Source organism: Streptococcus sp. KHUD_010, from assembly GCF_040207525.1.
Lineage (GTDB): Bacteria > Bacillota > Bacilli > Lactobacillales > Streptococcaceae > Streptococcus > Streptococcus hominis.
Genome location: NZ_CP157941.1, coordinates 957,102 through 981,466 on the forward strand (window position 1 = coordinate 957,102; position 24,365 = coordinate 981,466).

General features: G+C 38.8%; 23 protein-coding genes, 1 tRNA gene and 3 pseudogenes. 3 read left to right on the plus strand and 24 right to left on the minus strand.

Translation table 11 applies throughout. The features are described from left to right. Nucleotides 1-8 precede the first annotated feature (8 nt). The 8 genes and pseudogenes from era to ABKA15_RS04780 all read right to left on the minus strand — a co-directional run bounded on the left by era (nucleotide 9) and on the right by ABKA15_RS04780 (nucleotide 7,260). The gene (era, locus tag ABKA15_RS04745; protein ID WP_049512777.1) at nucleotides 9-908 is read right to left on the minus strand and encodes a GTPase Era; all 900 of its coding nucleotides are present in this window, start codon (nucleotides 906-908) and stop codon (nucleotides 9-11) included. Nucleotides 909-975: 67 nt separating this feature from the next. Further along, complete coding sequence (locus ABKA15_RS04750; RefSeq protein ID WP_049512775.1) at nucleotides 976-1,380, minus strand: diacylglycerol kinase; 405 nt, start codon at nucleotides 1,378-1,380, stop codon at nucleotides 976-978. Beyond that, nucleotides 1,361-1,858, minus strand: coding sequence for an rRNA maturation RNase YbeY (ybeY, locus tag ABKA15_RS04755; protein ID WP_003032841.1), 498 nt, complete (start codon nucleotides 1,856-1,858; stop codon nucleotides 1,361-1,363). Before ybeY ends, ABKA15_RS04750 begins: the two co-directional genes overlap by 20 nt. A 117-nt stretch (nucleotides 1,859-1,975) precedes the next feature. After that, the gene (locus ABKA15_RS04760; RefSeq protein ID WP_049512773.1) at nucleotides 1,976-3,712 is read right to left on the minus strand and encodes an ABC transporter ATP-binding protein; all 1,737 of its coding nucleotides are present in this window, start codon (nucleotides 3,710-3,712) and stop codon (nucleotides 1,976-1,978) included. Further along, the gene (locus ABKA15_RS04765) at nucleotides 3,709-5,439 is read right to left on the minus strand and encodes an ABC transporter ATP-binding protein (RefSeq protein ID WP_049512770.1); all 1,731 of its coding nucleotides are present in this window, start codon (nucleotides 5,437-5,439) and stop codon (nucleotides 3,709-3,711) included. Before ABKA15_RS04765 ends, ABKA15_RS04760 begins: the two co-directional genes overlap by 4 nt. 284 nt (nucleotides 5,440-5,723) lie before the next feature. After that, a pseudogene (locus ABKA15_RS04770) lies at nucleotides 5,724-6,432 on the minus strand (FAD-binding protein); the annotation flags it as partial. 41 nt (nucleotides 6,433-6,473) lie between these two features. After that, nucleotides 6,474-6,546, minus strand: a tRNA-Thr gene (locus ABKA15_RS04775). A gap of 144 nt (nucleotides 6,547-6,690) precedes the next feature. Continuing rightward, the gene (locus tag ABKA15_RS04780) at nucleotides 6,691-7,260 is read right to left on the minus strand and encodes a GNAT family N-acetyltransferase (protein WP_049512765.1); all 570 of its coding nucleotides are present in this window, start codon (nucleotides 7,258-7,260) and stop codon (nucleotides 6,691-6,693) included. A 130-nt stretch (nucleotides 7,261-7,390) separates the two neighbouring features. Between ABKA15_RS04780 and ABKA15_RS04785 the strand changes: the two are divergent. Next, a pseudogene (locus ABKA15_RS04785) lies at nucleotides 7,391-7,753 on the plus strand (alanine dehydrogenase); the annotation flags it as partial. Nucleotides 7,754-7,975: 222 nt separating this feature from the next. Here ABKA15_RS04785 and ABKA15_RS04790 read toward each other — a convergent pair. The 9 genes and pseudogenes from ABKA15_RS04790 to ABKA15_RS04830 all read right to left on the minus strand — a co-directional run bounded on the left by ABKA15_RS04790 (nucleotide 7,976) and on the right by ABKA15_RS04830 (nucleotide 14,914). Continuing rightward, complete coding sequence (locus ABKA15_RS04790) at nucleotides 7,976-8,956, minus strand: PhoH family protein (protein ID WP_049512763.1); 981 nt, start codon at nucleotides 8,954-8,956, stop codon at nucleotides 7,976-7,978. Between the two features lie 74 nt (nucleotides 8,957-9,030). Next, complete coding sequence (locus tag ABKA15_RS04795) at nucleotides 9,031-9,246, minus strand: YozE family protein (protein WP_003032832.1); 216 nt, start codon at nucleotides 9,244-9,246, stop codon at nucleotides 9,031-9,033. Then, complete coding sequence (locus ABKA15_RS04800; RefSeq protein ID WP_049512761.1) at nucleotides 9,243-10,772, minus strand: membrane protein; 1,530 nt, start codon at nucleotides 10,770-10,772, stop codon at nucleotides 9,243-9,245. Before ABKA15_RS04800 ends, ABKA15_RS04795 begins: the two co-directional genes overlap by 4 nt. A 77-nt stretch (nucleotides 10,773-10,849) precedes the next feature. Then, on the minus strand, nucleotides 10,850-11,323 hold the full coding sequence (locus ABKA15_RS04805) for an ASCH domain-containing protein (protein ID WP_222611892.1): 474 nt from the start codon (nucleotides 11,321-11,323) through the stop codon (nucleotides 10,850-10,852). Beyond that, nucleotides 11,311-11,940: an orotate phosphoribosyltransferase gene (gene pyrE / locus ABKA15_RS04810; protein WP_049512759.1), complete on the minus strand. Its 630-nt coding sequence runs from the start codon at nucleotides 11,938-11,940 to the stop codon at nucleotides 11,311-11,313. The genes ABKA15_RS04805 and pyrE overlap by 13 nt, the downstream gene beginning before the upstream one ends. A 10-nt stretch (nucleotides 11,941-11,950) precedes the next feature. Next, nucleotides 11,951-12,276 (minus strand): annotated as a pseudogene (locus ABKA15_RS04815) (inorganic diphosphatase). Beyond that, nucleotides 12,269-12,964: an orotidine-5'-phosphate decarboxylase gene (gene pyrF, locus ABKA15_RS04820; protein ID WP_021001617.1), complete on the minus strand. Its 696-nt coding sequence runs from the start codon at nucleotides 12,962-12,964 to the stop codon at nucleotides 12,269-12,271. The pseudogene ABKA15_RS04815 and the gene pyrF overlap by 8 nt, the downstream one beginning before the upstream one ends. Nucleotides 12,965-13,156: 192 nt before the next feature. Beyond that, nucleotides 13,157-14,098 (minus strand): dihydroorotate dehydrogenase, encoded by a 942-nt coding sequence (locus ABKA15_RS04825; protein WP_049512757.1) that lies wholly within the window; start codon nucleotides 14,096-14,098, stop codon nucleotides 13,157-13,159. Between the two features lie 9 nt (nucleotides 14,099-14,107). Beyond that, the gene (locus ABKA15_RS04830; RefSeq protein ID WP_049512755.1) at nucleotides 14,108-14,914 is read right to left on the minus strand and encodes a dihydroorotate dehydrogenase electron transfer subunit; all 807 of its coding nucleotides are present in this window, start codon (nucleotides 14,912-14,914) and stop codon (nucleotides 14,108-14,110) included. Nucleotides 14,915-15,106: 192 nt separating this feature from the next. Here ABKA15_RS04830 and ABKA15_RS04835 point away from each other — a divergent pair, with 192 nt between their 5' ends. Further along, complete coding sequence (locus ABKA15_RS04835; protein WP_049512754.1) at nucleotides 15,107-16,015, plus strand: LysR family transcriptional regulator; 909 nt, start codon at nucleotides 15,107-15,109, stop codon at nucleotides 16,013-16,015. A 235-nt stretch (nucleotides 16,016-16,250) separates the two neighbouring features. On the opposite strand, the gene ABKA15_RS04840 is transcribed toward ABKA15_RS04835, so the two are convergent. From ABKA15_RS04840 to ABKA15_RS04865, 6 genes are all read right to left on the minus strand, one after another. Beyond that, nucleotides 16,251-16,646 (minus strand): NAD(P)H-binding protein, encoded by a 396-nt coding sequence (locus ABKA15_RS04840; protein ID WP_225620254.1) that lies wholly within the window; start codon nucleotides 16,644-16,646, stop codon nucleotides 16,251-16,253. 254 nt (nucleotides 16,647-16,900) lie between these two features. Next, a complete protein-coding gene (locus ABKA15_RS04845; RefSeq protein WP_049512752.1) occupies nucleotides 16,901-17,341 on the minus strand; it encodes a cupin domain-containing protein in 441 nt (146 codons plus the stop codon). A gap of 24 nt (nucleotides 17,342-17,365) precedes the next feature. Then, nucleotides 17,366-18,109: a carboxymuconolactone decarboxylase family protein gene (locus tag ABKA15_RS04850; RefSeq protein ID WP_049512749.1), complete on the minus strand. Its 744-nt coding sequence runs from the start codon at nucleotides 18,107-18,109 to the stop codon at nucleotides 17,366-17,368. Nucleotides 18,110-18,203: 94 nt separating this feature from the next. Continuing rightward, nucleotides 18,204-19,085 carry a LysR family transcriptional regulator gene (locus ABKA15_RS04855; protein WP_049512748.1) on the minus strand — a complete coding sequence of 294 codons (882 nt, stop codon included), beginning with the start codon at nucleotides 19,083-19,085 and terminating at the stop codon, nucleotides 18,204-18,206. Between the two features lie 94 nt (nucleotides 19,086-19,179). Next, nucleotides 19,180-20,418 (minus strand): MFS transporter, encoded by a 1,239-nt coding sequence (locus ABKA15_RS04860; RefSeq protein WP_049512746.1) that lies wholly within the window; start codon nucleotides 20,416-20,418, stop codon nucleotides 19,180-19,182. A 257-nt stretch (nucleotides 20,419-20,675) separates the two neighbouring features. Continuing rightward, nucleotides 20,676-21,851 carry an IS256 family transposase gene (locus ABKA15_RS04865; protein WP_350015312.1) on the minus strand — a complete coding sequence of 392 codons (1,176 nt, stop codon included), beginning with the start codon at nucleotides 21,849-21,851 and terminating at the stop codon, nucleotides 20,676-20,678. 256 nt (nucleotides 21,852-22,107) lie between these two features. On the opposite strand from ABKA15_RS04865, the gene ABKA15_RS04870 reads away from it, so the two are divergent. Then, a complete protein-coding gene (locus ABKA15_RS04870) occupies nucleotides 22,108-22,611 on the plus strand; it encodes a LysR family transcriptional regulator (protein ID WP_065428427.1) in 504 nt (167 codons plus the stop codon). 849 nt (nucleotides 22,612-23,460) lie between these two features. Here the strand turns inward: ABKA15_RS04870 and ABKA15_RS04875 are convergent. Then, nucleotides 23,461-24,309, minus strand: a complete 849-nt coding sequence (locus tag ABKA15_RS04875) for an aldo/keto reductase (protein ID WP_049514018.1) — start codon at nucleotides 24,307-24,309, stop codon at nucleotides 23,461-23,463. Between the last annotated feature and the right edge of the window lie 56 nt (nucleotides 24,310-24,365).

Consider the following 24,365-nt stretch of genomic DNA (forward strand, 5'->3'; position numbering starts at 1 on the left):
CTCAGCCTCTAATATTCCTTCTCATTATACCCAAAATCTGCCAAGTCTAGCTTTTTGTCCCGCCAGTTTTTCTTGACTTTAACCCAAGTTTCAAGAAAGACCTTATCACCTAGCATGAGTTCAATATCCCGCCTAGCCATGGAGCCAATTTTCTTAAGCATAGAGCCGCCTTTGCCAATAATAATGCCCTTTTGACTGTCTCTTTCCACCATAATGGTAGCGCGGATATGAATCTTGTCAGTCTCCTCATCACGCTTCATACTGTCAATGATCACCGCCACCGAATGCGGAATTTCTTCACGTGTCAGCAATAAAACCTTTTCCCGAATCATCTCAGAAACCAAAAAACGCTCAGGGTGGTCAGTAATCTGGTCAGCTGGGAAGTACTGGAAGCCTTCCTCTAAATTTTCACTTAAAATATCAACCAGATGCGAAACATTATTGCCTTGAAGAGCAGAAATCGGCACAACTTCCTTAAAGTCCATCTGCTTGCGGTAATCATCAATCTGACTCAGCAGCTGATTAGGATGCACCTTGTCAATCTTATTGACCACCAAGATGACAGGAACCTTAGCTGCTTTTAAGCGCTCCATGATCATGTCATCTCCCTTACCACGAGCTTCATCAGCAGATATCATAAAGAGGACCGTATCCACTTCACGCAACGTGCTGTAAGCGGCTTCCACCATAAAGTCGCCCAAGGCAGTCTTGGGCTTATGAATCCCTGGCGTATCAATAAAGACAATCTGCTCCTGATCTGTCGTGTAAATCCCCATAATCTTGTTACGAGTCGTCTGAGCCTTATCACTCATAATAGCAATCTTTTGCCCCATAACGTGATTTAAGAAAGTAGACTTTCCAACATTTGGACGTCCTAAAATAGCAACAAATCCTGATTTAAAGGTCATTTTTCACCTCGTTTATTCCTTATTAGTCTAATATAAGAAAATCGGAAAGGATTCTCCGATTTTCACGTTAAAAAAGCAAATTCCAAATTTTTGGAACGAAAATAATCACTCCTGTTATAACCGCAAAACCGGAAACAACCAAAACAGCTCCAGCTGCCATATCCTTGGCATTTTTAGCTCTCATAGAAAAGTGATAATCACTAGCTAAATCCACCACATTTTCAATAGCTGAATTCATAATCTCAAAAGAAATGACTAGAAAAATACTCAAAAAGAGAAAGAGCCACTCTATCGCAGATACCTGAAAAAGGACGCCTGCAAGCACAACCGCAACTCCTGAAACAGCATGGTTGCGCATATTGCGCTCTTCTTTTATTGCTGTAAAAATCCCTGTCAGAGCAAATTCTAAACTCGAAATCACATCTCGATTTTTCCATTTGCGTTTGTTTGTATTATTGTCTTGTAAGTCCATAAGCAGTCAAAATTTCTTCCTGTAAGCCAAACATTTCCGCCTCTTCTTCTGGCGTATAGTGATCGTATCCATTGATATGCAGAAAACCATGTACTGCAAGAAAGCCCATTTCCCGCTCAAAGCTGTGACCATATTCTTCTGCTTGTTCACGCGCCTTATCTATGGAAATAAAGAGTTCTCCGATATAGGCATTAAAATCCTCTAACATTTCCGCCAGCTCAGGATTTTCTAGTAAATCCTCCTCGTCAATGGCAATGTCCAGCTCAGGCTTGTACTCCAAGCTGATAACATCTGTCGGACGATCTGTATTTCGATATTCCAAATTCAGCTCATGGCTGCGCTCGTTGGTAACAAATGTCACCGCCATTTCTTTTTCTTCCTTGCCAATCTTTTTAGCAGCAAATTCCAGTATATCATGTGTTTGCTTGATGATTTCTTCCGAAACTTGTCCTGTCTCATCGACCATTTCTATATACATATTACACCCACTTTATTAGTATCACTTCATTATACCATATTTCAGATAGGGGTGCCTGATTTATTAATCATTTACTATTTCGTTCTGCTCTTTACTTCACATTTTTTCTTTCAAAACTTATACTTGTTGCTGGAGATGGCTCATTTGAGCATAAATGCCATTTTGTTTTACCAATGTATCATGTTGCCCACGTTCTACAATCTTTCCTTCAGAAATAACCAAAATTTGGTCTGCATCTTGAATGGTGGACAAACGGTGAGCAATGATAAAAGTTGTCCTCCCCTCCTTTACAACAGCCATTGCTTTTTGAATCATTTCTTCGGTTTCTGTATCAATATGAGAAGTTGCTTCGTCCAATATTAAAATTTTGGGATTAGCGTAGAGAGTTCGTGCAAATGAAATCAATTGCCGTTCACCGCTCGAAAATGCTGTCCCTTTATCCTTTACAGGTTCATCAATTCCTTTTTTACAACGAGCCAGCAAGTCCCCTGCACCAACCTTTTCTAAAGCTTCCAGAACTTTTTCACGATTGATGCCTGAATGACTCATAGCTACATTGCTTGCTAGCGTTCCCGTGAATAGATAAGGATCTTGCAAGACAATTCCCATGTGACTACGAAGACTTTCACGAGAATATTGTTGAATGTCTTGTTGATCAATATATATTCTCCCTTTTTGAGGATCGTAGAAACGATAAAGTAGGTTCATGATAGAAGATTTTCCAGAGCCAGTATGTCCCACCAAAGCAATCGTCTCCCCTTGCTTTGCCTTAAAGCTAATATCATGCAGAATAGTCTTGCCTTTCTCATACGCAAAGCTCACATGTTCAAACACAACCTCACCTTTATTGACTGTTAACTGCGTTTTCTCATCCGCTTCCTGAGGTTGATCTAGCAATTCTAAAACTCGTTTTCCTGTTTCCAATGATCGTTGTACATTCGGAAAAAGCCGAACCAGAAAACCCATCATCTCAAATAAATCAATAATATAATTGAGATAGACAAACAGTACACCTGCGGTAATAACGCTATGACCGCCTAAAAATTGCTGACCAACTATTGTCAAAATAACAGCAAGCACTGTATTTTTTAAAAATTCCGTTAATGGCCAAGACGAAAGAGCACTTACCCATACAATTTGTTTATCTGCTTGGCTCATTTTTCGAGCAGTTGCATTAAATTCTGAAAGAACTGTTTTTTCCTGATGATATAACTGTATCAAGCTAGCTCCATGCATCAATTCATTCACTTGATTATTGATGTCACTCCGTGAATCATAAAAGTCTTTCATCGGCTTGTCCGTTAGTTTTTTATAAAATACTTGTATCCCATAAAAAGCAGGAAGCAATAGCAAAAGTACCGAGGCAGCAAGCGGACTAAGGTAAAACAATAAAGCGTAGGTAAAAACAATCCGAAGAACTTGAATCAAAACACTAACTAAACTAGCATAAAATTGTCTTCGTAAGGTTTCCGTATCATTTACAATTCTGGTTGCAATCTTACCTGCCGGCTTATCATCAAAGTAAGAAATCGGCAAATTTTGCATCACCTGATAAGCTTCATTCCTCAGATGTTCTGCTACTTTGTTTCCACAATGCGCTAAAAGGCGATCACCTAAGTAAGTCAGTATGCTCCCCAAAACTACAACAATTATGTATAATCCAGCTAATTGCAAAAGCTGAACCTGACGATCTTTTCCGCTTCCAATCTGTGTAAGCGGTCCGTCTATCATATTCCTCAAACAGAGAGGAGACAGTTGGCTAATCACCGTTGCTAAAACAGCAATTCCAACCGCAAAAAAGAATGCAGTTCGAACAACTCTTAGTTCTTTTAACAAACGACTAATGATACTCATTTGCTCCCTCCTTTCTGATGTTGCTGCCGCTGATATTGTTCGGCATACCAGCCTCCTTTATTTAGCAACTGGTTCGGTGTCCCTTCTTCTACAATTTGTCCGTCTTCTAAGACAAGAACCCAGTCTGCCTGCTGGATAGCTGACAAACGGTGCGTCACAATGATTGTTGTCTGATTCGCTCGTACCTTCTGGATATTTTGGATAATTCGGCGTTCTGTCTGAGCGTCAACTGCAGACAAAGAATCATCCAAAATAAGGACTTCTGGCTGTCTAATAAAAGCGCGTGCCAAAGAAATTCTTTGTTTTTGACCGCCAGATATTGACACTCCCCTCTCACCAATAAGAGTTTCCAGCCCGTCTGGCATTCGTTTTAAATCTTCTGAAAATGCCGCTGTTTCAATAGCCCGCTCAATATCACTTAATGTCGCATTCCTCTTGCCAAAGGCAATATTGTCTTTGACGGATTTTGAAAATAAAATATGTTCCTGTGGGACATAGCCAATCATCGCTTCAATCGACTGACGTGAATAGTGACCGACAGATTTTCCATTTATCTGAAATTCACCTTGTCCAATAGGATATTGCTGAAGAAGCTGACGAACTAAGGTTGTTTTACCAGAGCCAGTTTTTCCAACAATACCATACGTTTTTCCTGCTTCGATTTGCCAAGCTATGTTACGCAAACTGGGGTTTTCTGCTTGTGGGTAAGTAAAATAATAATCCTGAAAACGAATAGAGATAAGATGTTGCAACTCCTCTTTTCCACTCATTTCCATATCATCTGTCGTTTCAATCAGTTCTGTTACCTTTTTAAAAGACGTCTTCCCCGTTTGATAGACCAAGATAAAATCCGACAGCATCCAAAAAGGTTCAATCAGGCTAATCATATACAATTGAAGAGCAATCACTTGCCCAATTGTCAACTGTCCCGTTTTTATAAAAGCAGCACCAATAAGAAGTACAATAATCGTTGATAAAGCGATAAAGACCGAGGAGAGCGGTGCGTAAAGATATTGAATGCCAGCAATTTGATCGCCGACCTTAGATAAAGCTTTCGTGCGCAATTGGAACTGTTCTTTCTGAGTTGCTTTCTTGCTATAAGCACGCGCAACTCGGACTCCCTCTATCGTTTCCAATACCTCATCATTCAAAGATGCCACTGCTTCACGATTATTTTCAACTAATTTATCTTGTTTTTTCCCAAGAACATAAATCCATATCATCAATATCATAAGCGGAAGCATAGCCAGTAAGCTAATTTCCCATGAGATAAAAAACATGGTCGGAACGACAAAGGCAATCATGCCTCCTGCGTATAAGAGAATGACAATCCCATAGCCAGCCATCTCCATCATTCCCTCAACATCTGTTGAAAAACGCGTTAGAATATCGCCAGAACGAAATTTTTCGTAGAAAGGCGTTCTCATAGCTACCAATTTCTCAAAAGCTCTTCTTTGCATGAGAAACTTATAGTCAATAGACGACTGAAATATTTTTAAATGCCAATAGTAAGCCGACAGATAGTTGCAAATTGTCACCAAAGCTAACAAACCAACGTCTCTAATTAAATTCTGCTGTGTCAAAGTATGATGCGACAGATGATCTACCAAACGCTGAATCACCTGTGTTGGAATCAACATGGTAAAATCATACAATAGTAAAACCAGAGCAATGGATAAATATAACCATTTATGCTCTTTTATATATCCAAATAAACTTTTAATCATCCTAATCCTTTCCGAAACGCACAAAAAAGCCCAAGACAGAATAGACCTGTCCTGAGCTTACTTGTTTTATTTATTTTTTCATCAAAAATAAATTACAGTGCTGTGCTAGAAAGGAGTTCTGTCGTATGATATACCTGAGTATTGTTTTGTTTTACATTATTCATGATACATTCTCCTTTCTACTTTTAATTAGTTAATACTTTAACATTAAAAGAAATGCTTGTCAAGAATATTTACAAAAAATCCTCCCAAAACTGAATGAATTTTCTGCCTTAAAATCAAGATTAGCAATTCTTTGCAATAGCAGTTTCGGCTACGATACGTCCAAAAGTTGAAATATCAGTAAGGGAATTGCCACCTAAACGGTTTCCGGCATACAGTCCGCCAGCTACTTCTCCAGCTACATAGAGACCTCGGATAACTTGTCCTTGTTTATTGATAACATGCGTTTCCGTATCAATCTTAAGACCGCCCATAGTGTGGTGAACAGCTGGTTTCCGAGGAGTAGCATAAAACGGCGCCTTTTCAACCTTAAGGTCGAAAGCTCCCTTTTCAAATTCAGGATTATAGCCTGCATCAACATAAATATTATAAGCTGTGATCGTCTTGATAAAAACCTGTGGATCCATTTGTAGCTGTTAAGCCAACTCTTCCAAACTATCTGATCGGTAAATCATTCCATGTGCTACTTGTGCATCAATCTTTTCTTGACTAGCTATTTCTTTCATATTATCGTCTACAATCAGATAGAAAAAACCACCATTGTCAATTGCTGCCTGAACTCATTTATCCCAACTACCATACTCATCTACAAAACGTTTTCCTTAAGTATTGACCATGATGAAGTTAGCCGGAGGCGCCTGTAATCGGGTCAAATACCAGTATTATTTGATAAAAGTTCAAGCCGACTAGGTCTGTACCAACGCTTTGACTCAAGAGAATACCATCACCTATAATAGCTGGTGAATTTGATGTCTTAATATCGTCACCAATGCAAAAAAGCCCATTAAAATTAGGCTTTTTCCTATTCTTCATGCTAATTGCCGGGATCGAACCGGCGACCTCATCCTTACCATGGATGCGCTCTGCCAACTGAGCTAAATCAGCAGTACCTATCTACTATATCATGCAGACAGATTCTTGTCAATAGATTTGAAAAATGTTTTCATCATAAGAGAAAGAACTTTTTGCTAAAACGTTCCAAAAAGAACCTAATCACCATTAAAATTTCCTATAAATATCACATTCACATCAGTGTTTTTCAAAATAATCTTCCTTTGTCAAACGATAATAAGCTCTCTGAGAAATTCGACCTTCTTTATGTAAATTCAAGGCAGCATACGGATCTATGTGAGAAAAGTTCATACCAACCTTTTCCATAACTCGTCCTGAAGCTGGATTTTCCACATCATGGAGAGCCACCAACATATTCATATCCAAACGTTCAAAAGCCAGATGGATTATTTCTTTCAATGCTTCCGTTGCCAATCCTTGATTCCAGTAATTCTTATGAACCACATAGCCGATAGCTGCCTTTTTGAGAACGGGATCCAATTTGTGCAGGTCAATGCTACCAATCAGTTTGCCACTCTCCTTCAGTTCAATTCCCCAATTTCCGAGCGGTCGACCAATAAATAAACGAGCAATAATATTTTTAGTTTCTTCCAAATCTTTATTAGGTAAAAAAGTGTAGCGAGTATTTTCTTCATCAGAGGAATATTCAAACATATCCTCAGCGTCATCTAAGGTCACAGGCCGCAAAAGCAGGCGCTCTGTTTCCAAAGTTCGGTTTTCAGCTAGCTTTAGATAAATATTTTCCATTTTGCACGAACCTCCTATTTGCCTCATAGCATAACACAAATACTCACCGAAACCAATGTTTTTTGATTTCATCTTGATTTTTAAAGCGTTTTCATATACAATAAAAACATCTCAAAAAAGGAGTAAATCTATGTTAATCGGTATTCCAAAAGAAATTAAAAACAATGAGAATCGTGTTGCTTTAACACCAGCTGGCATTCACAGTCTCGTCCAAAAAGGTCATCAGGTTTTGGTTGAAACTATAGCTGGTCTTGGTTCTGGATTTACAGACGCTGACTACAAAGCACAGGGAGCGACAATTGTTACAACTGCAGCCGAAGCTTGGACAGCTGATCTAGTTGTCAAAGTGAAAGAACCCTTAGCTGCTGAATACGGCTTCTTACGTGATGATCTCTTGCTTTTCACTTACTTGCACATGGCTGCTGCACCTGAATTAGCTGATGCTATGACGATTAGCAAGACAATAGGAATTGCTTACGAAACCGTTCGTGACTAAGAGGGGCATCTCCCCTTGCTTGTGCCCTGTGATTATGACATAGGAAGATGCATTGATAGCCATCAGTCACGTAGCAGATTCTTTTGCAAGCGTACTTCCCCAAAATTAGTCGTGTGCTACTTGTTCAGATTAGTCAAGAGATATTCCTTCATCATCTTCTGATTCCTTCTCTTTGATTACCTTATTGACAATTTCATAACTGGTTAAATTTGAATGTTCTTATTTAGAAAAATGATGATGCGCCATTTCAGTAGAATGTTCATAAGCCTTGATAATTTCAGCTACTACAGGATGGCGGACAACATCTTTTGCAGATAAATAAACAAAATCAATCTGCTTGATATTTTTCAATTTCTCTGTCGCATCAATGAGACCTGATTTACTGTTCTTCGGCAAGTCAATCTGGCTAATGTCCCCATTGACAATCATCTTAGAATTAAAACCAAGTCGTGTCAAAAACATCTTCATCTGCATAATGGTCGTATTTTGCGCTTCATCTAAGATGACAAAGGCATCATCCAATGTTCGTCCACGCATATAAGCTAAAGGGGCTATCTCAATGATTTCTCGCTCCATAAGGCGCGTAGTCTGTTCTTTCCCAAGAATTTGGAAGAGTGCATCGTAAACGGGTCTCAGATAAGGATCTACTTTTTCTTTTAGATCTCCTGGCAAGAAACCAAGACTTTCCCCCGCTTCAACCGCCGGACGGGTCAAAATAATCCGCTTGACCTGACCGCGTTTGAGAGCTGTCACCGCCAAGGTCACCGCAAGAAAGGTCTTCCCTGTCCCTGCTGGTCCAATCCCAAAGACAACATCATGATTCTTAATGCTATCGACATACACTTTCTGCCCTAGGGTCTTGACACGAATGGGCTTGCCATAAGAATCTTTGATAATTTCTTCCTCATACAGAGCCACAAACTTATCAATTTCACCATTTTTAACCATGGTAATAGCCGTCACTACATCTGGCGTCCCAATCGTCATCCCGCGATTCACCAAAACTAGCAGAGCTTGAAGCACCTGGCGAGTCTCCTCACAAGCTGCTTCGCTACCGATAATCTGGACAACCTCCGTCCTTGCATGAATGGTTACCTGTAACTCCTGTTCCATTAAACGCAAGTGACGTTCATTGGAACCAAAAAGATGAAAAGCATCATCCGGATGCTGTAAGGTAATTTCTACTGAATGTTCTTGCAAACAAAGAACCTCTTTCTTCACATTATTTACTATATTATAGCAAAGTAACTTGAAAAATTCTATATTTTCCTAAACTAATGAGCCTGATATTCTTCCCAAATCGCATCAAAATCGCTAAGATTAAAGGAAAAGTCAGCATGTTCTTCCAAATAGCGGCTGACTTCATCAAAATCATCCGTGTGCTTAGGGAAATTTGTTTCATGAAACACCAAGTCTGCTAAAATCGCCTTCGGTGCTTTGCTTTTGGGATTGCGCTCCGTCATCAACCAAGTGTAAAACGATTTTCTCATTTTATCTTTTCTCCTTTCTTACTTTTTAACCAATCTGGTAAATATTCAGTCAAACCTAATGCAGATAATATGATGATTTGCGGTAAAAATTGTATCAAATACCGCGTCTTTCCACCTTCAAAAATGAGTAAAAACAACAAACCTCCAAAAACTGCAAGGCTGATACAATTCAATTTATCATTTGCACGATATTTCCACAAGGCAAAAACAAGCCCCAGACTCGTCACAATCCAAACAACTTGCTTCACAATCTCATAATACCGATACTCACTCTTATCGACACTCAGAAAATAAGTTCTGATAAACCGCGCCATAGGATTCTTTTTTGTATAAGGATAAAGCGGTGAGATATAGGGCGTTTTCTCATATTCCACATCTCGATACAACCACCCCAGAGTTCCCTCTGAAACAGTTAATGAATGCTTATAGTAAAGATGACTGAGAAATCCAAAAAACGAATATTCTTTTAAACGCCGCTTGATTTCTTTTTTGACATTTTCTTGCTTGAACATTCCATTATTATACTGATCTTGCTCATCCACATCAATGTATTGAAGCAAGCCCTCTTTCATGTCTTCTTGGTCGTGTCCAATAAAAGTCAACCCTAAGTCAATAAAGAGCAGAGGACTTTTTGCCAATCCTTTCCCATGTATCAATGTCACTTCTGTTTGTGTCGCTTTCAAATAGTTCCCGCCGAGAGAAATCATGCTAAACGATAAGAGAAAGGTGAAAAAGATTAGGATAAATTTCTTCCATTCCTTTTTGAAAAACAGCAACATAAAACCTGCCATAATGACAATCAACACAGTTGGTCGAATCAGAAATGCAAGTCCGCTTATCAAGCCCAATCCGATTGTCTTTATGAAGAGTACCCTTTTATCCTGCCATTGAAGCCCAAATAAATCAAAAAGTAAGAATATTTGTAAAGCGATGAGCGGAAGAGGCCATATATCCGTGTACATCGAATAAAAATAAGGTGAAAAACCAACTAGCAAGATATACAAACTAAATGTCACATCAGCAGCAGACTCTCTCACATATTTTTTCATTCCCTTATACAAAATGAGAGCCGTTATATCGGCATAAAATATATTTAACCCTTGCAAAATCCATAAAGCTGAACTTCCAAAGATATTATAAAAAAAGCGCTCATACAAAAAGAGAAACAGATTATTCGGATTGCGTGTCAAATAGCTGGAAATAGAAGATTCTTTTAAGTACTTAAAAGCGCCGTTAAAAACAACTGCTGCATCTCGCCGAATCAACAATTGAGCAGACAAAAGCATTGCTAACTGAAATATAATCACCGCTATCATAATAGCAACTTTGTGCTTCATCAGGTAGTGGTAGCATTTTTTAAAATTTTCTAGATAACGATAAGCCAGAAACGCTAGTATCGTCACTCCAATCAAAGCCAGACTAGAAATTGTCCCTAGATGAATAATCGCAGTAAAAAACCAATGCAAGCCCACAATTAACATGATTTTTTGCAAGATTCCAAAGAAAAAAGAGTACATTTTTAGCATAGGGATATTATAACAAAATCTACAGTGTTTCGCTATTTAAAAAAACAACAATCGTCAGATTGCTGCTTAACGTCTAATTACTTGCTACGTCCGTTTTCTTCATTGTCTAAAAGATAATCTTCTAAAACAGTAAAAATTTCTGTAACAACCAAACCAGACTCTGAAAATTCTAATCCTTCTTCTGGCAAGGTTTTACGCCAATAATCCCCAAAAATAGTCTGCCAATCTCTTAAACTACGATTGCCTTCCCCTTCTAAAAAAGCTTCTTCTGCTGTCACTTGATGAAAGGGACGGACAAGAACTTTGTTTGTCACCATAACCAAGGCTCGACTAGGATTCTCCATTCTATCTAGCATGATGGAGACTTCTCCAACTTTAGGTAACGATACCTTGTCTTTTTCATACTCTTCAAACCAAGAACTTGTTGCTTGCTTAGTTCCTCTCAATGTCAAATCATATAAGTCTGGAAATTCATCCGGATGTGCCCAAACTTCTGCCTGAGGATACTTCCTACTTAGTTCTACTAGATTTATTTTCCTTATCCCTCCCAATTTTCTTGATCATGCTTAAATTTCTCAAGTAGTGCCAATCCTTCTGCTGAAACATAGCCTTCTTGTTCCGCCAGATTGATCAATTCAGTATAGTTAGATAAGGTCACTAGTTTCACACCTGCATCTGAAAAATTCTTTTCTGCCCGAGGCAATTCGTAAGTGAAAATAGCCACTACTCCAATGACGTCTGCACCTTCTCGCTTCGCTGCTGCAACAGCATCCAAAACGGAACCACCAGTTGAAATTAAATCCTCAACCACGACCATTTTTTGATCTGATTTTACCCGGCCTTCAATCTGATTTCCAGCACCGTGGTCTTTTGGTTTGCTACGGATATAGGCAAACGGTAAGTTCATCTTATCTGCAATAATTGCACCGTGAGGAATACCTGCTGTCGCTGTTCCAGCAATGACTTCTACTTCTGGAAATTCAGTCTTGATTTTCTCCACAAAACCATTTTCGATCAACGTCCGCGTTTCCGGATAGGCTAAGGTCACACGATTGTCTGTGTAGATTGGAGACTTAATGCCGCTTGCCCAAGTGAACGGTTCTTCCGGTTTCAAGTAAACAGCCTCAATTTTCAGTAAGTCACGGGCAATATCTTTTGCTAAAGTCATGATTTCTCCTTTACAATAATTCAATAGTGGAAGCAAAATATTGTTCCAAAAAATATGTCTTTTCTTTAATATCTTCTATGGTAATATTCTCATTTGTAGAGGTCAGTACCCACTTATCCTCCACATCATCTTGTCGGTGAATAACAGCAATCAATTCTCCTTCAAAAGATTCCAAAGGTTCTCGTATTTTTTCCGAAATGATATAAACATCTTGTTCTTCGCCGTCTCCAGCAAATAAATCCGGAATATAACCATAGTTGATAGGATAACAATTGCCAAGTTGTCTTTGTAACCTATTGGTCTGTCAATGATTGCTCGATAGATTTTTCTAACCATTCACCCATTCCGCCTTTATAGCTCGGTAAGCAGCTACTGGATCAGTTGCTCGTGTGATTGGACGCCCAACCACAATGTAATCACTACCAATTTGATGAGCTTCTTGCGGCGTCATAACCCGTTTTTGATCTCCGATTTCAGAACCAGCTGGTCGAATACCTGGAGTGACGCACAGAAAATCTTCTGATGTTGCGGATTTAATCAGCTTAACCTCCTGAGCCGAACAAACAACTCCGTCCAGTCCAGCTTCCTTAGCTTTGCAGGCATAGTTGACAACAGATTCTGAAACAGTTGTTTGGATATTTTGGCAATCCCGCATATCTTCCTCACTGGTAGAAGTCAGCTGGGTCACTGCTACGAGCTTTGCCTGATCACCTAAAACCTTCTTGGCTTCTCGCATCATTTCCACGCCACCTGCCGCATGAACCGTCACCATATCAATCCCAAAGGTTCTCAAAACTGACATGGCAGAGCGCACTGTATTTGGAATGTCGTGCAATTTCAAATCTAGGAAAATGCTGTGTCCCAAACCTTTCAGATAATGCACAATTTCCGGACCAATGGCATAGAAAAATTCCATACCAATTTTGACATATAACTTTTCGTCTTCTGGAAAATGCTCCAAAAACTCCTTGACATCATCAAATGACGGAAAATCAAGGGCAATAATAGGACGTTCTTCACGCATGGGGGATAATCTCCTTATTTTTACTGGTAATAATCATAAAGAAAAACCTTGCCTGAGAGCAAGGTTGCACGAAAATCAGCATTTTATTGCCATTTTAAACCGTATGTACCTTGGAGCCTCTCTGGACTTCTTTAAAGGTTTTATTTCAATTATTTTATAATTTACTTTATTTCTTGTCAAGTAAAACATTAATTAAGCAAGAAAATTTTCTCTAACTTCTGCTCGCAGACTTTCCAAACTTTCAATGCCATACTTATCCATAACTTTAGGTAGGTTCTCAATAATATTAGGACAAGCATAAGGGTCTGTGAAATTTGCTGTGCCGACACCAATAGCTGATGCTCCAGCAATAAACATTTCAATAGCTGCTTCTGCTGAATCTACTCCACCCATGCCAATGATTGGCAAACTACTAGATTGAGCTACCTGACGAATTAACTTCAAGGCAACTGGAAAAACGGCTGGCCCTGACATCCCGCCTGTTCCATTTGCAATAATGGGTTTTCTGCTTTTTAAATCAAATCGCATACCAACTAAGGTGTTAATCATGGTAAAACCTGTTGCTCCTGCAGCTTCTATAGCTTTAGAAATTTCGGTAATATCTGCTACACTTGGCGTTAATTTGACATATACCGGCACACTAGAAGCTTCAACTGCTGCTTTTGTAGCATTGTAAGCCAAATCCGGCACCTGCCCAATCAATAATCCTCCATTGCCATGATCCACATTAGGACAGGAAATATTGAGTTCAATTGCTTTAACGTTTGGTGCTTGAGAAATTTTTCCTGCGACAAAAGCATATTCTTCATTGGAAAATCCAGCAACATTAGCAATAATCGGTAGATTAGGATAATGTTGATTCAGCCAAGGGAGCTTTTCTGCTAACACCACATCTACACCAGGATTTTGCAAACCAATAGCATTGAGCATACCAGCTGGTGTTTCCGCCACACGCGGTGTCGGATTGCCAAAACGAGGATTCTGCGTGCTTGCTTTAATCATGATTGAGCCAAGCACATCCAGATCATAATATTTGGCATATTCCTGACCAAAACCAAAACAACCCGAAGCTGGAATAATTGGATTTTTCAGTTCCAATCCCGGAAGAGAAACTGCTAAACGATTTTTCGACATGTTCACCTCCTACACCAAAACTGTACCAGTCTCAAAAACTGGACCGTCTTCACAGACACGCTTATTGACTGATTGATCCTCACCAGCCACATGAAGTACGCAAGCATAGCAGGCCCCCATTCCACAAGCCATTCGTGACTCCATAGAAATGTAAGCTCGCGGATGACTACGAAATGTTTCATCAACATATTTGAGCATGCCGGGAGCTCCGCAAGCATAAACCGCTGTAAAACTTTCTGGCAATTCATTCACAACAGAGGAAACGTAGCCTTTGCGACCATAAGAACCGTCATCTGTTGTTACGATGACACGACCGTATTTTTTCATCTCTTCTTCCAAAATAACGGCGGCTTTTGTTGCAAACCCAAGAACTGAAGTGACCTTGACCCCTTTGATATGTAATTCTTTTGCTACTTGCAGCAAGGGCGGAACACCAATACCGCCTCCTATGATTAAGGCTGTATCTTCAATGCCCAAACCAGATAAATCAAACCCATTTCCTTGAGGACCCATGACATCCAACTGAAAACCATTTTGCAGCTGAGAGAAAATTTCCGTGCCCGCTCCTTCTATCCTGTAAATAATCCGACAGATTTTCTGTTCTCTGTCAATCTCTGAAATTGAAATAGGTCGCCGTAGAAGCTTCGTATCATCTGGGACTCGAATATGTAGAAACTGACCAGCCTTCATCTGGCTAACCATTTGCCCTTGTAAATCCATAGCAAAAATTCGCGGAGCAATTTCCTCTTGATGCACAATGCTCATCTTCTCCAACATGATTTTTCCAAATCTTGCCTTACACGAGCTATTTACCATTTCTACCTCATTTCTTTATTAAAAAAGACCCTGCATATACACGCAAGGCTTCACGAAAATGGAGAGCAGATTTTCTCACTCTTCTTTCACCTGAAACCTTGGAAGCCTCGCTGGACTTTCTTAAAGGTTAAATTTAATATATTTTACAACTTAACAAGTGTTTTGTCAATGCTAATGTGATAAAATAGATTCATGAGAATTCAGCAATTACATTATATTATTAAAATCGTCGAAACTGGTAGCATGAACGAGGCTTCCAAACAGCTCTTTATCACCCAGCCCAGCCTGTCCAATGCCGTCCGTGACCTGGAAAATGAGATGGGCATCGAGATTTTCATCCGCAACCCCAAGGGCATTACCCTGACCAAGGACGGGATGGAATTCCTCTCCTATGCTCGTCAGGTGGTGGAGCAAACCCAGCTACTGGAAGAACGTTATAAAAATCCCGTTGCTAACCGAGAGCTTTTCAGCGTTTCCTCCCAACACTATGCCTTTGTGGTCAATGCTTTCGTATCTCTGCTCAAAAAAAGTGACATGGAAAAGTACGAGCTCTTCCTGCGGGAAACCCGAACTTGGGAAATCATTGATGACGTCAAAAATTTCCGTAGTGAAATTGGTGTTCTGTTTCTCAACAGCTATAACCGCGATGTCCTCTCCAAAATGCTAGATGACAATCACTTGCTTGCCACTCATCTCTTTACCGCACAGCCCCATATCTTTGTCAGCAAGAGCAATCCTCTAGCAAAGAAAAAACTGGTTCAACTAGCTGATCTAGAAGATTTTCCTTATCTGAGCTATGACCAAGGAACTCACAACTCTTTCTACTTTTCAGAAGAAATCCTATCCCAAGAACACCATAAAAAATCGATTGTCGTCAGCGACCGAGCAACCCTTTTCAATCTTTTGATTGGTCTTGACGGTTACACTATCGCAACTGGTATTCTCAACAGCAACCTCAACGGTGACAATATTGTTTCCATTCCGCTAGATATTGATGACCCTATTGAGCTAGTTTATATCAAACACGAAAAAGCTAGTTTGTCTAAAATGGGGGATAAATTCATTGAGTACCTGTTAGAAGAAGTTCAATTTGATAAGTAAATCATAACCATCTGTTCCACTCTTATATGTGATAAACAATGAAATTTTTATGCTATATTTTCTCCTGTCGCTTTACAATAGGCTTGAATCCTTTTATTGTACTGCGGTGGGAGTTTTTTCTACAATTCTCGTCTTTCTACCCAGCGGGCGGACTATATTCCATAGATAGAATGATCTGAAAGCTCACAAATAAAAACAGCACAAACTTTCTTACCATAGGTTTGTGCTATTTTCTTTAATACATAGGTCTATCGCCGTCTGTTCTTGGCTTTGAAATGCCTAGACTAGCATAACTGTGTAAAGACGGTTCTTTTATGATACGAACAATCAAATCCGCAATACTTACTCTTGAAATGATTGTTCCCTTGTAAAACTCCCCTTTTTCTGTTAATTCATAGTCAATTTCAGGATTATTTGTCATGTATGCGGCGCGTAAAATCGTATAATTAACAGTAGACTCTTCAATGATTTTCGCTGCGCGACGAGTATCGTCCATAATATCCGAACCAATACTTTCTTCCACCCAACGACCAAACTCTCCTGGAACTTCGTGATACAAACCAAGGCCTGTTACATAAATCAAACGAGAAACTTGATTTTCTTCCATTGCTTTAACAATATTTGCTACCATAGGCTCAAACTGTCCACCAAGATTGGCGTAGACATATCTTGACCTTTCATAACTTTTGTCAAGGCTGCAAAATCATTGACATCCCCTTCAAGAACATCCACTCGTTCACCTGCAAGTGACTATAAACGAGCACTTTTTCGCAAATAAAGCGTCAAATGTACATCTGTTTCCTGTAATAATCTTGGAATCACCAAACGAGCAATTTGCCCATTGGCTCCTAAAATAAGAACTTTTTTCATGCTAACAGTAACTTTCTAATCTTTTAATTGATTATATTCCTCGTCTGAAACGGCTTCACACCATTCATTCGACAAATCTTCCCCATGAACACCAAGCGCTATATGACTGAACCAAGAATCTTTTTTCGCACCATGCCAATGTTTTACATTAGCTGGAATAACAACCACAGAGCCTTCAGATAAACTAACGGCTTCTTTTCCTTCTTCTTGGTACCAACCTTCACCAGCCGTACAAATCAAAATTTGTCCACCGCCCCTGCTAGCATGGTGAATATGCCAATTATTTCGACAGCCAGGCTCAAAAGTAACATTATGAAGGGCGATTACACCATCTTTTGTTGCACCGAGGGCATTTAGATACGATTGACCGATAAAGTATTGAGCATAAGCATCATTTGATGCACCAAGTCCGAAATGATTTGCCTTATCAAAGGCTTCTTTTGTTTGATATTTCATTTTTCTACTTCCTTTGTGATAAATTTATTGTTGTGCATTTGCAACTTCGTTGATACAGCTAAGTGCATTGAGAGTACGCGGATAACCGATATAAGGGATACAGGCAGAGATGACTGCAATTAACAACGTTTTATCATTTCCCAAGCAAAGATTGGCTGCAATATGTCCCTTCAACTGCGGTTCACAGCCCCCTTGAGAATAAAGATAACAGAATGTCAATAATTCACGCTCAGAATAATCAAGGCTAGAGCGAGTATAATAATCACCGAAGCAATTATCGACTAACCATTTGTTGATATGGCGTACATCCGGCTCGCCCTTTGTCGCAAAACCCTTCATCTGGTCGCCAAAAATTGCAATCTGAGCTTCTTCTCCAGCTTCTAAGCGAGTTTGATTTTTCGTATTTTTTTGACTAGCCAAAGGAAGAGAAGTTCCTTGATTAGTAAAAATCGTATTCGTTGGTGCGAAAAAAGCATAAACACGACTAAGTCCTAAATAAGCAACCGCTTGATACAGCAATTCTTTGACTTCTACGGCTTTCACCTCATTGTCCAAAGCAACGGGAAGAATCTCTTTATAAGCTTCAAGCCCTTGACTGCCAACTAAAACAGCTAAAGTGGCTAAGTAATATCTTCTTTCATCTAATGAGAAGGGGAGGTCTTTCGGCACTTCCTGAAAAGCGAATTGTTTAAAGAGTACAACAAATTCTGGATCTGTTTCAGATAAGCCTAGCAAATCCGGAAAAGAGACTTTATTATCAATATCCATGACATTTCCTCACTTTCTTCTTCACATTTCTTATTGTACGGCTTTGATTTTGACAAATCAATTTGAATTACAAGAAAAATCAGATAAGAAAAACTTATCTGAAATAACGTTTAGCAATTTCTAAAAAATCTTCTGTGTAAGGATGAGTATGCTCAAAATGATAAAAAAGAAAATAGTCTCGCTCTATCGGTTGCTGATTCTGCAAAAGAGGAAATTCGCAATAAAGGTTTGAAGTTGCCTTAGTAGTCATTTTTTCAAAAGGAAAATAAGCAGTAGAAACCATGAGTTGCAATGCTGCTTCTTCTGGAGAATAAGCAAAATTAAATTCCGACTGAAAACCAAGATTGTCACGATAATAATCAGATTCTATCTTTTCCTGTCCTTTCACGGCTAATAACAAAGCTGAATAAGCCTGCAAGTCTTTCATCTGAACAGATTTTGATTGGGATAAGGGGTGAGTTTGCCCAATTCTGATATAAAGCGGGAAAGAAGTTAAGCAAATATTCGCATAATTGCCAGAAAATGCTTTTCGCTGGTCGCTAATGGTCATATCCAACTTTTGCTGGCGCAGTGCTGTGCCAATCTCCTCATGACTTCCTACCATGATTTCCAACTGAACACTTGGAAAATGCTCTTTGAATTTGACTAAAATCTGAGGCAGTACGCTTTCCGTCATTCCCCACAATAGACCTATCCGCATGGAAACTGGTTGTGTCCCTGTCAAAACTTGTGTATCAGCTACCAAACCGTTATAATCTTCTAGCAACCGTTGACTTTTTTGATAAAAAAATTTCCCAGCTCTCGTTAAATGAAATCCGCGATTTTTTCGTTCAAAAAGGGTCACACCAAGCTCCTCTTCCAGCGACTTCATCTGTTGGGACATGGCCGATTGCGAAATAAAATTTTCTTCTGCTGCTTCTGTAAAACTCCCTGTACGAACAATATCCTGAAAATAAGACAGCTGTTTAAAATTCATCCCATTTCCTCCTATACTTGCCTGATTTCATTATATCATGAAATACAAAAAGCCTGTCATTCAAATGAACAGACTTTCATTAAAACTTAATACACTACGCTTCTTCTGCGACTAATTCTTCTCCTAATTGTGAGTAACGTTCTGCTTTTAAGTTCCTAATCGTCCACAAGGCAGCAAAGCTAATCAAATAAAGACTTGCTAGGAAAATCATGACCATTGAGACACTTGAAACATCTAAAATTTTCCCAATAATCACAGATGAAAAGCCTCCAATTGCTCGCCCGACATTTAAGATGACATTATTAGCTGTAGAGCGAATGTGAGCTGGATACAATCTCGTAATCATCGCGCCATAACCCGCAAACATACCATTTACAAAGAAACCGACAATCGCACCGCCGATAATCATGGCTGGCATTGAATTAGCAAATTGGAAGAGGTAAACACACATAGAAGAAGCTAAAAGAAAGATTGAATAAACAAATCTTGGTCCCCATTTATCGAGGATTTGACCGAAGGTGAGCATCCCCAGACACATTCCCAAAATCGTTGAGACCATCCAAAGTGAGGAATCTTTTACAGAAATATGCAGGCTTGTTTGGATAATGGTTGGAAGCCAGTTCATCATCCCAAAATACCCAGCAATTTGTACCGTCGTCATGACCATTAATGCTACCGTCTGAGCTGTTAGAGCTGGTGTTTTAAACAATTCGCTCATTTTAACAGACTGACGTTCTTTTGCCATTGATTTCACATTGCCATTATCTCGAATATGGTCATCATCAATTGCTAATATCATCCACAAAACCAAGGCAATAGGCGCAAGTCCAAAGAGGAAAAGCCCTTTCCAGCCAAGTGCCGGCGCTAACCAACCTGCTAAAAGCGCTGAAGTGATAGAACCGATTTGACCTGCGATTCCGTTCAGAGAGGAAATACGTCCCATTTTTCCAACAGGGACAATCCCTGCCATAATCGCAATAGCAACTCCATACTCGCCGCCAACGCCTATCCCAGCAATAAAACGCATGAGATAGAGATAATAAATATTTTGGGTAAAGTAAATCAGTCCTGTCGCCAAGGAAAAGATAACAATCGTCCATTTAAAGACTTTGAACTTGTGATAGCGATCAGCCAATAAGCCAAAAAGCAAACCTCCAACCAACATTCCCAGATTGGTAATTGTTGCAATCCAGCCTCCTTGCGCTCCAGTAACACCTAATTCTGAAATAATAGATGACATCGAAAAAGCTAAGAACATGACGTTTAAGTCGTCCGTTCCTGATGCAACAATCGCAGCAACCAGTGCTCGCTTATTATTTTTGTCTAAAGACATGCACATCCTCCTTAATTGTAGCTCACAGACTACATTTATTAATCGAATACAGCCTATAAATCAAAAAGCTCAGGAAGTCCTGAGCCAAAAGTTTACAGTAAAATAGTAGATTAGCGCACTAATCCATTTTAACGATTACTTTTATGCCTCACGGGACATGATTAAAGTTGTATTTAATTGCATTAAGTATAAAATAGATTGAAAGATTTGATACTGTCAATAATTTTGTGTAAACACTCAAGTAGAGTTATTGAGTGTTAATCAAATAAGCTTTCAAGTGTGTCATAACATTGGCCAAACCCTTTATGGATTAGTTGACTTTGCTTGAAATTATAATCTTCAAACAAAGTAACTAAATAACGTTCCAGAGCCTCCTCGTTAGGAAAAAGAACCTTCTTTTTCGTTTGACGTTTGATTTCTTTGTTGAGAGACTCAATGAGGTTTGTCGAATAAATGCTGTGCCAAATCTGGTAGGGAAACTGATAAAAAGTTAAAAGATTATCCGTATTCTCCAGACTTTCCATGACTTTCCTATACTTTGATTTCCATTCAGCGATAAAGTCCTCTAAAGCTTGTACTGCTATTTCTAAATTTTCGGCACGATAAATCGTTTTAAATTGCTCCAGAATAACCGCTCGATCAGATCGTTTCACCTTACTAGCCAGATTTCGACTAATATGAATGAAGCAACGTTGTTGCTTGGCTAATGGGTAAGCCTGACTGATAATCTGATCAAGCCACTTGAAGCCATCAGTCACTACAAGAGAAACCTGTTGGATTCCTTGGTTTTGAAGCTTGTCTAGCAGAGTCGACCAAGAAGCATTGTTTTCATTTGGGGCGATTTCATATCCAAGAACAGCCTTCTGTGCTTCTGGCGTAATGCCAAGTGCGATATGAATACATTCTTTACTAACGGTCCCCCGTCTTAATGGAAGATAGGTTCCGTCAAGAAATAAAATAGAGTAATTGGCTTCTAAGCTTCGCTCATGAAAAGCAGCGACATTCTCCTGAGTTGCTTTTGAGATATTAGAAATTGTGGCAGGACTATAGTGATGACCGTACATACGCTCGATGATATCACTAATTTCTCGAGTCGTTACACCGGTTTGATAGAGTTTAATCACCATCTCTTCCAAGTGGTCATCTCGACGTCCATAAGCGGGGATCAAAGCTGGACTAAAGTACCCATTACGATCTCTTGGAATAGTTAACTGAACAGTCCCATATTTGGTTTCAAATTTCCGTGAATAGGTTCCGTTACGACTATTACCAGAATTATAGCCTACTTTTTCGTAAGGTTCATACCCTAAAAATGCTGATAACTCTGCTTTAAGCAGGTCGTTCATAGCTGTTTCAAGAGAAGTACGGAAAAATTCATCAATATCTTGCTTTTGGGCTAGGAAATTAAGTAGTTCTGTGGTAAACTGAGTCATAGGAATAAATCTCTTTCTAGTAATGTTTCGCAACTCTACTATAACGGATTTATTCCTTTTTGTGTTTACACAACTTATTTTACACTACCAAAGATTTGTCAAGAGATTTTAAAAAAATAGTTTTGAATGACTTGTGCTACTCTCTACTTTCATTTTACAAGACAAATAAAAAATTGTAGAATAACGATAGATAATATTAGTATTCATTTTAACGATAGTTAAAACTGTCCAATTCATTGATCAAAAAGGGGACATCATGCTGAATTTACAACACTTGGAGCAACTTATTGTTTTCTCACAGGAGGGAACCTTGTCTAAAGCAGCCGAAGTCCTACTTATCTCTCAGCCGTCCTTAACTCGAAATATGCAAATGCTGGAAGATGAATTGGGAGTTACTCTTTTTGAGCGAAGAAAAAATAAATTAAGTTTCACGGAAACCGGTCATCAAACAGTTAAACTAACCAAAAAATTTCTGAAACAAAAACAAAAATTTCTCGATGATGTACAACATTTTGCATTAAAAGAAAGTACTATTTTTGGTGGTGTTAATGCACCGGGAGCCATCTTTGAACTGGAAAGTCGTATAAAAGAAAAGGGCTTGGAGCAACACATTCAAATTGAGCAAAAGACGAATGACGAATTGGAAAAAGCTCTGGATGACGAAAACGTTCACTTCATTGTAACAGACTATCCTATCAAAAAGAGCATATTCTTTCCATGGAGCTTTTCATGGAGCAACTTTACTTATCCGTTCCTTTGACTCACCCGTATGCCACACGAAAAGAGATAAAACTTGCAGAATTGCAAATTTGACTATGCTGCTGCGCTCAGATCTAGGCATTTGACAGCCATTAGTCAATCAACTGACGCAAACAAAGTTTATTGTTCAAAAAGATTGGGCAGCCTTTGTTGATTTGGTAAATGCTTCTGAATTACCAACTTTTTCTACCAATATTACTCAACAAAACACTGAAGAATCCACTGTGAATAGCCAACGTATCCAGATTCCTATCTCGGACAAAGAAACTACCAAGACTTTCTACATTTCCGTTTTGAAGAAGAATAAAGCTATTTTACAGGAGTTGGTGAAAACTAAATGATCTATGTTCATGAAAAAACATGATATATTCACTATAAAATAAGATTATTAAACAACTAAATACTGTTCTAGTATTAAAACTGAATAAGATGAAAAAGCCCAACTCAATCAAAATAAAAAGTTAGGCTTTTTCTTGGTACTATTGTTACTATATGTATTGTAAAATAAGATGATTAGTTAAAATACTTGCCCTTTATATACAGACTTATCACCAAAATATTTTCTAATAGAAATATCACAAATACGATTAATTTAACATATTTGTTTGGAAATAACAATGCAATAATTGGTAAGATAAAATAGCTAGCAAGAACAAACAGACTAAATTTGGGAGTTAACATTAGATAACCTTTCAAAAATTATAATAAAGCATTCTTTACATCAGATTACTTACATATATAATAATATTTTTCAAACGAAAATCAACTAATTATACCCAATTGTTATTAAAATGTTATCTGAATGAAAACTAACATAGTTAGTTTCTGAAATCAAACGAAAATCCTGTTTTCATTTTCTCCCCAGAAATCCTAAAAAGAGATCTATTGTGCTAGCTTCTTGATGATTAAAGAAAAGGCTGGTTTGGGTGTCCATGCTTGCAATCTTTACCATGTCCTCTGCACTGAGTTCAAAGTCAAAAACATCAATATTTTCCTTCATTCGCTCAAAACGTGAAGACTTAGTCAAGCAAACAATTCCCCGTTGAACTTGCCAGCGAACCATGACTTGTGCAGTGGATTTACCATGTTTATCAGCAATATTTTTGAGAATTGGATTGTTGAAAATGTCACCACGACCTTCTGCAAAAGTAGCCCAAGATTCAATTTGCACCTTATTTTTTATCATATTTTCTTGTGCGAATATCTGTTGATTCAGTGGGTGAGTTTCCACTTGATTGACTTGTGGTGTAATCTCATTGAAGGCTACAATGTCGCTGAGACGATCTGGATAGAAATTAGACACACCAATCGCTCGAAGTTTTCCTTCTTTGTAAAGTTTTTCCAAAGCACGGTAGGCACCATAATAGTCACCAAAAGGTTGGTGGAGCAACATAAGATCCAGATAATCTAACTTCATTTTGTCAAGAGATTCTAAAACCGAGGCATAAGCCTTGTCGTAGCCATAGTTGGATAGCCAGACTTTACTAGTGATGAAAAACTCTTTGCGGTCACTCCCAGACTCTCGAATCGCCTCGCCTACTTCCTGTTCATTGGCATAGGCTTGAGCAGTATCAAAATGACGATAACCTGCCTTGATAGCATTTAGTACAGCACTCTTGGTATCTTTGGGAGCAATTTGGTACACTCCAAAACCTAAAATTGGAATTTCGACACCGTTGTTTAAGGTTATATTTTGCATGTGATTCCCTCTTTTCGCAATTTTTATCATAAGTATAACGCTCTTTTCAGAAAAAG

Bases quoted from the DNA above. Each gene is read 5' to 3' on its own strand.
- era (WP_049512777.1), bottom strand. From the start codon at position 908: ATGACCTTTAAATCAGGATTTGTTGCTATTTTAGGACGTCCAAATGTT.
- ABKA15_RS04750 (WP_049512775.1), bottom strand. From the start codon at position 1,380: ATGGACTTACAAGACAATAATACAAACAAACGCAAATGGAAAAATCGA.
- ybeY (WP_003032841.1), bottom strand. From the start codon at position 1,858: ATGTATATAGAAATGGTCGATGAGACAGGACAAGTTTCGGAAGAAATC.
- ABKA15_RS04760 (WP_049512773.1), bottom strand. From the start codon at position 3,712: ATGAGTATCATTAGTCGTTTGTTAAAAGAACTAAGAGTTGTTCGAACT.
- ABKA15_RS04765 (WP_049512770.1), bottom strand. From the start codon at position 5,439: ATGATTAAAAGTTTATTTGGATATATAAAAGAGCATAAATGGTTATAT.
- ABKA15_RS04780 (WP_049512765.1), bottom strand. From the start codon at position 7,260: ATGGAAAATATTTATCTAAAGCTAGCTGAAAACCGAACTTTGGAAACA.
- ABKA15_RS04795 (WP_003032832.1), bottom strand. From the start codon at position 9,246: ATGAGAAAATCGTTTTACACTTGGTTGATGACGGAGCGCAATCCCAAA.
- ABKA15_RS04800 (WP_049512761.1), bottom strand. From the start codon at position 10,772: ATGCTAAAAATGTACTCTTTTTTCTTTGGAATCTTGCAAAAAATCATG.
- pyrE (WP_049512759.1), bottom strand. From the start codon at position 11,940: ATGACTTTAGCAAAAGATATTGCCCGTGACTTACTGAAAATTGAGGCT.
- pyrF (WP_021001617.1), bottom strand. From the start codon at position 12,964: ATGCGTGAAGAACGTCCTATTATTGCCCTTGATTTTCCGTCATTTGAT.
- ABKA15_RS04825 (WP_049512757.1), bottom strand. From the start codon at position 14,098: ATGTCGAAAAATCGTTTAGCAGTTTCTCTTCCGGGATTGGAACTGAAA.
- ABKA15_RS04830 (WP_049512755.1), bottom strand. From the start codon at position 14,914: ATGGTAAATAGCTCGTGTAAGGCAAGATTTGGAAAAATCATGTTGGAG.
- ABKA15_RS04835 (WP_049512754.1), top strand. From the start codon at position 15,107: ATGAGAATTCAGCAATTACATTATATTATTAAAATCGTCGAAACTGGT.
- ABKA15_RS04840 (WP_225620254.1), bottom strand. From the start codon at position 16,646: ATGGTAGCAAATATTGTTAAAGCAATGGAAGAAAATCAAGTTTCTCGT.
- ABKA15_RS04845 (WP_049512752.1), bottom strand. From the start codon at position 17,341: ATGAAATATCAAACAAAAGAAGCCTTTGATAAGGCAAATCATTTCGGA.
- ABKA15_RS04850 (WP_049512749.1), bottom strand. From the start codon at position 18,109: ATGGATATTGATAATAAAGTCTCTTTTCCGGATTTGCTAGGCTTATCT.
- ABKA15_RS04855 (WP_049512748.1), bottom strand. From the start codon at position 19,085: ATGAATTTTAAACAGCTGTCTTATTTTCAGGATATTGTTCGTACAGGG.
- ABKA15_RS04860 (WP_049512746.1), bottom strand. From the start codon at position 20,418: ATGTCTTTAGACAAAAATAATAAGCGAGCACTGGTTGCTGCGATTGTT.
- ABKA15_RS04865 (WP_350015312.1), bottom strand. From the start codon at position 21,851: ATGACTCAGTTTACCACAGAACTACTTAATTTCCTAGCCCAAAAGCAA.
- ABKA15_RS04870 (WP_065428427.1), top strand. From the start codon at position 22,108: ATGCTGAATTTACAACACTTGGAGCAACTTATTGTTTTCTCACAGGAG.
- ABKA15_RS04875 (WP_049514018.1), bottom strand. From the start codon at position 24,309: ATGCAAAATATAACCTTAAACAACGGTGTCGAAATTCCAATTTTAGGT.